This is a genomic window from Microbacterium sp., assembly GCF_031178525.1.
In the GTDB taxonomy this organism is placed as follows: Bacteria; Actinomycetota; Actinomycetes; order Actinomycetales; family Microbacteriaceae; genus Microbacterium.
Genome location: NZ_JAPSJA010000098.1, coordinates 1 through 9,042, shown reverse-complemented (window position 1 = coordinate 9,042; position 9,042 = coordinate 1). Strand labels below are relative to the sequence as shown.

At 71.1% G+C, this 9,042-nt stretch carries 3 protein-coding genes; all 3 read right to left on the bottom strand.

All coding sequences use genetic code 11. The features are described from left to right. Nucleotides 1-5,756: Ig-like domain-containing protein (locus tag RIF89_RS08020; RefSeq protein WP_309068603.1), on the bottom strand; the 5,756-nt coding region annotated here is incomplete at its 3' end. 146 nt (nucleotides 5,757-5,902) lie between these two features. After that, nucleotides 5,903-7,990, bottom strand: a complete 2,088-nt coding sequence (locus tag RIF89_RS08015) for an acyl-CoA dehydrogenase (RefSeq protein ID WP_309068602.1) — start codon at nucleotides 7,988-7,990, stop codon at nucleotides 5,903-5,905. 212 nt (nucleotides 7,991-8,202) lie between these two features. After that, on the bottom strand, nucleotides 8,203-9,042 hold an 840-nt coding region (locus tag RIF89_RS08010; protein ID WP_309068601.1), incomplete at its 5' end, for an RQC domain-containing protein.

The window sequence follows — 9,042 nt, the reverse complement described above, 5'->3', positions numbered from 1 at the left end:
GCGCTGCTGGTGACGGCGCCCGTGACTCGCACGCTGTCGATCGGGCGACCGTTCGCCGACGGATTCGCGTTCCACTCGAAGGTGATTGAGGTTCCGTTGCGCGTCGCCGTCACGTGAGGATTGTGAAGTGGACCATACGGCACCACGGCGCCGGACTGCGCCGACGACGGGCCGGGTTCCGAGTTCGTGCCGCTCGCGACCGCATACGCGCGCACCGCGACGCGGTACTCCCTGCCGTTCTCCAGCCCGCCGATCGTCGCCGACGTGGCCGTGCCCACGTCCTGCCAGCCCCCGCCGTTGAGGCTGTACTGGTAGCGGACCTCGTCGGCGCCCTGCGCCGTGGCGGCCGACCAGGATGCCTGGACCTGCCGGTCGCCGGGCTTGACCGAGGGGGTCCCGGGTGCGGTCGGCGACGTGAACTGCCGCAGCCCGGCGCTCGGCGCGCTCTCCGCGCCCCAGCCGGCCTTGTTCTTCGCCGTCACGCGGAACGTGTAGTCGGAGCCGCTCGCCGGCAGCGAGAACACGGCCGAGGTGCCCGACGTCGTCTGGGCCTTCCCGTATGCGTTGCCACCCTGGTAGGCCTGGACCCGGTACGAGTCCACGGGGTCCCCGCCCGCAGCGGTTCCCTCCACCGCCGGCCACGTCACCTGGATGCCGCCCGGCTCCGGGCCGATCGCCGACTGGCGCGTCGCGGTCGGCGCTCCCGGCGCCTCCGGCGGCTTGGCGGGGATGTTCGTCGCCGACTGGCCGCTCCACTCCGAGGGGTCGGGTGCGCTGTTGTGCGCCCGCACCCGCACCGTATAGGCCGTGCCGTTCGCGAGTCCGTCCCACCACAGCTGGGTATTGCCCGCCGGCACCTCCCGCACGTTGACCCCGTTGGGGGGCGTGGGGGTGATCTCGAGCTCGTAGGTCGTGATCGGCGAGCCCTCGGTCCGCGGGGCCTTCCAACTCACCAGGAGCCCGCTGTCGCGGAACTCGGGCAGCTGCGGCGCGATCGGCGTCTCGGGACGCACGTCGGGGCGCGCATCCTGGCTCACGGGCGACGGATCGCCCTCGCCGACCCGGTTCACGGCGGTGACGGTGAAGCCGTACGTCACGTTGTTCGTGAGGCCGCGCAGCGTGCACGTGGTCTCGGGGCAGACGGTCGAGTACTCGCCGCCCTTCGTCGCCTGCACGCGGTACTCGGTGATCGCGGCGCCATTGTCAGGAGGCGACTGCCACGACAGCGTCACCTGACGGCTCTGGACGTCCGAGACCGTCGGCTTGCCGGGCGCATCCGGCACGCCCTGCACCGTGAGGTTCAGCCGCCCCTCCGCCGTGCGCTCGGGGTCTCCTGTCATGTCCTGCACGCGGTAGCGCACGACGAGCCGGCCATGGAACGCCGCCGCCGGCGTGACGATCACGTGCCCGGCGTCGAAGGACACGTCGGCATCCGCCGCCGCGCCGGTCTCGAGCGTCGCGCCGATGACCTCGAGCGGCGCCTCGCCCGCGAAGGGGTTCGCGTCGTTCTGGAGCACGTCGTGCGTGAGCGTCTCGCCCTGGTTCCACTCCGAGACCGTGTCGTCGGTCGCAACGGGAAGCTCGCGCGTCGAGGCCGTGACGGTGACCTCGATGTTGGCCGTGACCGGCTCCGGGCTCGTCGGGTTGGCCGCGCCGTCGTCCGCGAGCACGACGACGTTCGCCACGGTGCCCTTCTGATCGGCGTCTGCGCGCACCTGCAAGGTCGTCCCGTCGATCTCCGCAGTCATGCCGGCCGGGGTCTCCTGCACCTGGAACGACACCGGGTCGTCGTCGATGTCGGTCGCAAGCCCCGCGAGGTCGACCGTGCCGGGCTCGGGATCGCCGGCACCGACAGTCACCGACGCGCCGCGCATCTCGGGCGGCAGGTTGTCGGGCGGCGTCACAAGGATCGGGATCGACAGGGTCGAGACGCGGCCGTCGGGATCGTCCGGTCCGGATCCGTCGGTCACCTCGAACGTGATCGCATCGTTCCCGGCGAAGCGGTCGGCCGACGTGTAGGTCAGCGTCTGCGGGTCGACCACGAGGTTCTGCCCGTCGCTGTGCGCCGCCGAGACGTTCTCGGCCGTGGTGATCCGGACATCCTTGCCGCTGGGGGCCGTGACGTACTGGGCGAGCGGCAGCTCGATCGTGTCGCCGCTCTTCACGCGCTCGGGCGTCGTCGAGATCAGGTACGGACGCAGGTCCTCCTCGCCCGGCACCCGGATGAACGCGCGCGCGGTGTTCTCCTCGGCGTCGGTGATCCGGTACCCGACCAGGCGGCGCTCCTCCTCGATCTCGACCCGTGCCACCCCGTCGCCGTCGACAGTCACGCCCTGGTCCTCGTCGACCTCGACGCTCAGGTCCTCCGTGATGCCGTCTGGGTCCTCGTCGTTCGCGAGCAGGTTGATCTCGGCCGTGCCGGTGTCGATGTCGACGTTCTCGATCTGGATGCGGTCGTCGCGCGCGATCGGCGGCTGCAGCGGCACGTCCTCGTCCACGACGACCGACAGCACGCCGCGCGCACGGGCGCCGCGCTCGTCCTCGATCGTGTACTGCAGCGAGGTCTCGAGCTCCTGATCGGGCGACGTGACCAGCACCCGGTCCCCGGCCACCTCGGCCTCGACCTGCGGGTCCTCGCCGAGGATCAGGCCGTCCTCTCCCGGCACCAGGGCGAAGCGGTCTCCGTCCGGATCGTTGTCGTTCTCCATCACGGGCGCCGCGACGACACGATCCGGCCGCATCGCGAGCGTGTCGCGCACCGCGAACGGCGCCTGGTTCTCGGTCGTCTGCGGCGCGATCCCGACCCGGATCGACGCCTCGGCCTCGGCGCCGAGCGCGTCGCGCACGCGGTAGGTGAAGGTGTCCACCCCCGAGACGTCGTCGTGTGCGGTGTACTCGAACTGACCGGCCTCGTTGAGCGTGACCGTCCCCTTCTTGGGGCCCGCTCCCGTGACGCCCACCAGGTCGACCGAGTCGCCGTCGGGGTCGATGCCGTCCAGTGGCACCTCGATCGTCGAGACCGTGTCCTCGAGCGTGCGCGCTTCGATGTCCGCCGGCCGGGGGGCGTTGTTGTTCTCGGCGTCGAGCGCGAGGATCTGCACCTTCACGAGCGCCGAGTTGTGCTGCCCGTTGGCGTCGACGGCACGGTACGTGAACTGCACGGCGCCGGGCTCGTCGCCCGCGCGGTAGCGGATCGTGTCCTGCGACACGAACGCCTCGCCCGCCGCCGGCTGCTCGCCGAGGTCCGGGGCGACGTGGAACTCCTCGTCGTTGGGGTGGTTGTCGTTCTCGAGCACGGGGATCGTCACGACGTCGCCCACGCGCACGGTGGCGGTGTCGTCATTGGCGATCGGCGGGCGCACCTTCGTCTGCTTCGGCATCGCGAGCACGACGACCTCGCCCACCGCGGTCTCCGCGCCGTTCGAGATCGTGTACTCGACGGTGGCCTGTGCGGGGTCCCGCCCCGTCATGCCCATGTCCGCCACGCGCAGCGTCTCGTGGCCGAGCACCGACACCGCGACACCGCTGTCCGCCTCGACGCTCACCCTCTGGACGACGAGCACGCCGCCCGCCGGGTCCGAGTCGTTCGCGAGCACGTTCACCAGCGCATCGCCGCCCGCCGGAAGCAGCGCGACATCGCGCACCGCGACCGGCGGCTCTGCCTTCTCGATCGGCTCCAGCACGTCGACGCGCACGAGGCCGTTCACGGGGCTCGTGCCCGAGGTGGCGACGAGATAGTCGACGTAGTAGGTGCCGGCCTTGTTCGACCTGAAGGTGAACGAGTCGTCCGTGAAGTCGGCGACGATCGTGGCGCCCTCGACCTCGCTCACCTGCGTCAGCTCGAGTGGCTCCTTGCTCGCGCTGAGGTCGTTCGCGAGCGGCGTGACGGTGCCCTGCTGACCTGCGCGCACGACGAGATGGTCGGGCGTCGCGATGGGCGGCTGCGACGACGCCGGGCGCACATCCAGCGGGAAGACGCCGGTCACGCTCGTGTGCCCGTCGGACACCGTGATGTTGACCTCGACGATGCCCTGGTTGCCCGAGATCGCCCGATACGTGATGCGGCCGTCGGCCGTGAACTCGACCTCGTCGCCCTCCGCGGCGGTGACGCTCTGCAGGAAGATGTTGTCGCCGTCCGGGTCGATCCAGTCGGGCAGGACGTTGTAGGTCACGGCGTTGCCCGTCTCCACGGGCACCGCGATCTTGCGCAGCTGCTGCGGTCCGGTGTTCTCCTCTTCCGGACGCACGTCGATCGTGACCTTCGCCTCGTCGACGCCGCCGCGGCCGTCGTCCACGCGGTAGGTGAACGGCTCGACGGTCGTGACGTCCTCGGGCACCGTGATCTGCAGCGCGTTGCCGTTGTTCACGGGCACGACGTCGACGTTCCTCGGCACATCGTCGGTGAGGCTCACGACCAGCACGTCGCCGTCGGGGTCGCTGTCCGCGCCCTGCGTGCCGCCGCCCTCGGGATCGCCCTCGTAGCCGGTGAGCACGGGCAGGATCGTCGAGCCGCCCGCGCGCACGCCGAAGCGGTCGTTCGCCGCCTCGGGCTTGGTGTTGTCCGGGCCACGATCCGGCGGCGACGGATCGGGCACCTGCACGGTCGTCGGGTCGGGGTTCTCGACGCCGTCCTCGCTCTTGGGCGGGGTCAGGTCGTTCCAGTTGTCGACCTTCTGCAGCTGGTCGCTCGCCAGCCAGGCCGCACCGCTGAAGACGTTGTTCAGCATCACGACATCGCGGTTCACGCGGAACCGCAGCTCGCCGTCCGCGCGGTACTTGTCGATCGGCATGTCCAGGTCGCCGTCGCCGCCGATGCAGTCGCGCATGAAGTGGCCCGACTCCATCCAGGCGCCGTACGCGCAGCCGTTGAGCCAGACCGGCGCCGTCGGCGTGCCGGTGAAGCCTCCCGCCGGAGTCGCGGTGGGCTCGGATCCGTCGAGGGGCAGGCTCAGCAGCTCGGTGCGCGTCGCGACGATCACGGCATCCCCGTCGGCGGCGTCGAGCGCGAGCTTGGCGTCCTCGGGCTCCTGCAGCGCGACCGGGTCCTGCCCAGGGATGTGCACGGTCCCCGTCGTCGCGTCGAGCACGACGGGGCGCTCGCCGACCGAGCTCACCGACAGCGCGGACTTCTCGTCGACGCCCTCGAGCTTCTGCTCCGTGATCCCCGCGTCCTTGTCGTACGCGCCCTCCGGCGTGACCGGAACCGTGTAGACGGTCGCCTTCGCGGACGACGCGACGTGGACCGCGCCGTCGCGTGCCACCGTGACGTCGACACCCTCTCCGAGCTCGTCGAGGACCGGCTTCGCCTCCGCCGCCGAGAACGACGGCAGCCCGTCGACGGGGACGACGTAGACCGCCCCCTTCTTCGGATCCAGGACGGCGACGGTGCGCGCCGAGTAGTCGAGCTGTGCGTCGCCGGGGAGCTGGATCGCGTCGCCGAGCGACACGGCCGCCGTGTCCACGATCCCGACGGTCGCGGCGCTCGTCTGATGCACGAGGACGGTGCTGCCGTCCTGCAGCACGTCGTAGTCGGCGCTCGGCGATCCGAACTGACCGTCGAGCACACGGGACTCGGCATTGAAGTGGCCGACGAGGCTCGCTTCCGCCTTGGTGATCCACACCGAGCCGTCGTGCAGCTCGAGCTCGGTCGTCGGGTTGCCCTCGTACGCGACGGCCATGGTGGTGATGCCGATCGCGGCCGCCGTGACGATCGCGGCACCGGCGAGCGTGCGCGGGCGGACGTGCAGCCACGACATCGCGCTCACCAGACACCCCCTCCGTGCTCCTGGCGGATATCCTAATCGGCTGGTCTTCCGCCGAAGAACCGGATCCCGGGGAGCTCTGCCCCGCACGACGAAGACCCGGGGCGGCAGGGCCCCGGGTCTTCGCAGACGGCTCGCGCTCAGCGCTTGGCGGCCTTCTTCTCCTTGACCGGCTTCTTCTCCCTGGCGGGCGCCGCGCCGCTCGCTGCGAGCTCGGCGTAGTGCGCGGCGGCCTCCTCCTGACGCTCCTGCTCGGCCCCCGATGCGATGGGGGCGCGCACGTGCTCGGGCGCGAAGCCGAACGCGTCGACCAGGTCCTGCGCGTGGGGGCGCAGGCGCAGGCAGAGCCGGTCGATGTAACGCGTGACCGCGATCGCGCGCTGGTTGGAGAGGCGGCCGTGCATGAGATGCCACGACAGGTGCTTCTCGATCAGGCTCAGGCCGAACAGGTCGCGCAGCCAGCCGAGGATCTGCTTCGTGCCGGGGTCCTCGATGCTCGCGACGGCGTCGGTGAACGCCTCCCACTGCAGCAGCTCGCCGTGCGCGCGCGCCGCCTCGAGCAGCTCGGCCTGGTTCTCGTTGAACAGCGCCTGGGCGGCCTCGGGACCGAGCTTGGATGCCGAGCGCAGCCGGCCCGCGACGTCGGCCACCATGCGCTGCACGCGTGCGGTGAGCAGCTCGTGCTGGTCCTTCGCCCGCAGGCCCAGCTCGACAGAGCGCGCGACCTGCCCGAGGTCGGCGACGGCCTGGCCGAACTGGCGAAGGCCCGCGCCGTGGAACACCTTGCCCGCCGTCTGGCCGACCACGAAGGCGGCGATCTCCTTGGAGTCCTTGCCCTTGAACTGCTTCGCGTAGTCGCCGAGCAGCCGCTTGCCGACGAGCTGCAGCAGCACGTTGTTGTCGCCCTCGAACGTCACATAGACGTCGAGGTCGGCGCGCAGGCCCACGAGCCGGTTCTCGGCGAGGAATCCGGATCCGCCACAGGCCTCGCGCGCCTCCTGGATGGTGTCGAGCGCGTGCCACGTCGACAGCGACTTCAGCGCGGCGGCGAGCGTCTCGAGATCCTCGCGGCTCTCCTCCGTGTCGTTCGCGCCGCCGAAGACGGCGTCGAACTTCTGCAGCAGCTCGTCATGCGCGAACGCCTGAGCGTAGGTCGTTGCCAGGCGCGGCAGCAGGCGGCGCTGGTGCTTCCCGTAGTCGAGCAGCACCGATTCCACGCCGCCGGCCCCCTCGAACTGACGCCGCTGGTTGCCGTAGGTGACGGCGATCTTCAGCGCGAGCGCCGACGCGTTGGTCGCGGCGCCGTCGAGCGACACGCGACCCTGCACGAGTGCGCCGAGCATCGTGAAGAAGCGGCGGCCGGGGCTCGCGATCGGACTCGAGTAGCTGCCGTCGGCCGCGACATCGCCGTAGCGGTTCAGGAGGTTCTCGCGCGGGACGCGCACCTGCGTGAAGTGCAGGCGGCCGTTGTCGATGCCGTTCAGTCCGCCCTTGACGCCGTCGTCCTCGCCGCCGACCCCCGGCAGGAACTCGCCGTTGTCGTCGCGGATCGGGACGAAGAAGCAGTGCACGCCGTAGTTGACGCCGCCCGTGATCAGCTGGGCGAACACCGTCGCGGCCTTGCCGTGCACGGCGGCGTTGCCGAGGTAGTCCTTCCACGCGCCGCGGAACGGCGTGTGGATGACGAACTCCTCGGTGTCGGGGTCGTACGTCGCGGTCGTGCCGATCGCGGCAACATCCGATCCGTGTCCCGTCTCCGTCATGGCGAACGCGCCGGGGATCTCGAGCGAGACGGCGCCGCGCAGCCACTTGTCCCAGTGCTTCTTGGTGCCGAGCTGATAGATCGCCGACGTGAACAGGCCCCACTGCACGCCCGCCTTGATCTGCAGGCTGGGGTCGGCGAGCACGAGCTCCTCGAAGCTCGCGAGGTTGCCGCCGTTATTGTCCTCGCCGCCGTACTCGGCGGGGAACGCGCGCGAGATGGACTTGTGCTGCACGAGCAGCCCGAGCTGACTGAAGACGCGCTCGCGGTGCTCGTGGTGCGTCTGACCGTCGATGCGCCAGAAGGCGGGGTCCTTGATCATCTCGCGCGCCGTGCGGCGGATGTCTGCCCACGTGCCGAGCAGCTTGTCCGTGACGAGCGGGATGTCGAGCTTCGGAGCGTCGACGCCTGTTTCGTGGGCGCGCGCGGCGTCGGTCGCTTTCGGGCGAACAGCGGTGTCTGCCATGTCTGCCTCTCACAACGGCTGGAGTGGATGGGTTCCGCGTGCCGCCGGGCGGACGCGGGCATTCGTCACAACCGTAGGACGGCCACAAGCGGCGGCGAAACACCTTGTAGTGCCTCGACAGGATGCCGGTGGACCGTCGGAGAACCCGATGTGCGGGCGCCACAGTCACGCCCGCGCGTCGACCGTCGCCCGCGGCGAGCGCCGGCCGCTGGTCAGTTCGCGGCGATGACCGCCAGCACCGCGTCGCCGTATGCCTCGCGCTTGCGAGCGCCGATGCCGGAGATGCCGGCGAGGCCGTCGAGCGTGGCGGGGCGGTGCTCCGCGAGCGCGCGCAGCGTCGCGTCGCCGAACACGATGTACGCGGGAACGCCCTGCTCGCGCGCCTGCTCGGCGCGCCACGCGCGCAGCGCCTCGAACAGCCCGCGGTGCTCCGGCGCGACCTGATCCGCCGTCGACGCCTTGCGCGCCGCGCCGCCGCGCGACACCCGGCCGATCACGTCGCGGCGCAGCGGAACCGCCGTCTCGCCGCGCAGCACCCCGGCGCTCGCGTCGCTCAGGGCGAGCGTGCCGTATTCGCCCTGCGCCACGAGCAGTCCCCGCGCGAGGAGCTGGCGGACGACGCTGCGCCAGTCCTGCTCGGACAGGTCGGCGCCGATGCCGTAGGTGGCGATCGACTCGTGCCCCAGCTTGCGGATGCGGTCGGTCGAGGCTCCGCGCAGGATGTCGATCAGATGGCCCGCACCGAACGCCTGATTGCGCTCCCGCTTGAGCCGCACGACGGTCGAGAGCAGCTTCTGCGCCGGAACGAGGCCGTCCCACGTCTCGGGCGGGGCCAGGCACGTGTCGCAGTTGCCGCAGGGCTCGGACGGCTGCCCGAAGTACGACAGGAGGTTCTGGCGGCGGCAGCCGACGGTCTCGCACAGCGCGAGCATCGCGTCGAGGTGCTGCCCCTGACGCTGCTGGATGGCGCGGTCGCCGTCGCCCTGCTGGATGAGCCGCCGCTGCTGCACGACGTCGCCCAGCCCGTACGCCATCCACGCCTGCGCGGGCTC